We start from the raw sequence: 847 nt of genomic DNA, 5'->3' as shown, positions 1-847 counted from the left end.
TAATGGATGAACTTGAGTTTCGTCGCCGCACGATTGCACAGCCAAACGAGCTAGACAAAGAACTACTGGAATTTGCAAACAGCAGTCCCGATAGACAACAATTTTTAAATGAAAATAAAGCATTTGATAAGCAACTCAATGATGCGCTTGATATTCCTGTGCCTGACAACCTTGCTGAACGGATTATTTTAAACACCTCGTTAAAAGAAAAAGCCAGAAAAGATGAGCTTGAACAAAAAAACAACGTTATTGATTCACGCTCACGCTTTAAGTTTGACCGTGTATATTTGGCGTTCGCTGCTTCATTTGTGATTGCGGTAAGTGCGTTTATGTTTAGCACAGAGCAAAACTTGAATCATGCGGCTGGCGAGCATGCATTGGCGCATGTTTATCATGAACTTAACGCGTTAAATAAAACTCAACCTATCAGCTTACAAACAGTCAATGAAAAGCTGGCTTTACTTGGCGGTCAACTTAATGATTTACCTGGGAAAGTTACTTATGTTAACTTTTGCGATTTTCAAGACGAGAAAGGCATCCATTTAGTGTTTGAATCGGACTTTGGCCCTATGACCGTGTTTATTGTCCCTAGTGATAACAAAGTCTTTGAAATTGGCTCGGGTGACTTTAGTGACTCTCGCTATGTAGGCCATATAAGCCGAGGAAAACAAGCTGATACTGTACTAATAGCAAGCCTAGGCTCACCGGTTGATATGTATAATGAACGTATTGCAGGCGCTATTCGCTGGCTGTAATACCAATTTGTATAAATATTTGAACAATTTAACGAATTAAGCTCCCTTATATCTAAGCAGATTGATATAAGGGGATAGGTATTACAAACAAT

1 protein-coding gene is annotated in these 847 nt (G+C 39.2%); it reads left to right on the top strand.

All coding sequences use genetic code 11. The features are described 5' to 3' along the window. Nucleotides 1-2: 2 nt before the first annotated feature. On the top strand, nt 3-755 hold the full coding sequence (locus P20439_RS09645; RefSeq protein ID WP_008466478.1) for a DUF3379 family protein: 753 nt from the start codon (nt 3-5) through the stop codon (nt 753-755). The last annotated feature ends 92 nt before the right edge of the window (nt 756-847 follow it).

It is taken from the genome of Pseudoalteromonas sp. BSi20439, from assembly GCF_000241165.1.
GTDB lineage: Bacteria > Pseudomonadota > Gammaproteobacteria > Enterobacterales > Alteromonadaceae > Pseudoalteromonas.
Note: the sequence above shows the minus strand (reverse complement) of the source record. Positions and strands in the feature narration are given on the sequence as shown.

Excerpts from the sequence above, each read along its gene's own strand:
- P20439_RS09645 (WP_008466478.1), top strand. The coding sequence starts at position 3 with ATGGATGAACTTGAGTTTCGTCGCCGCACGATTGCACAGCCAAACGAG.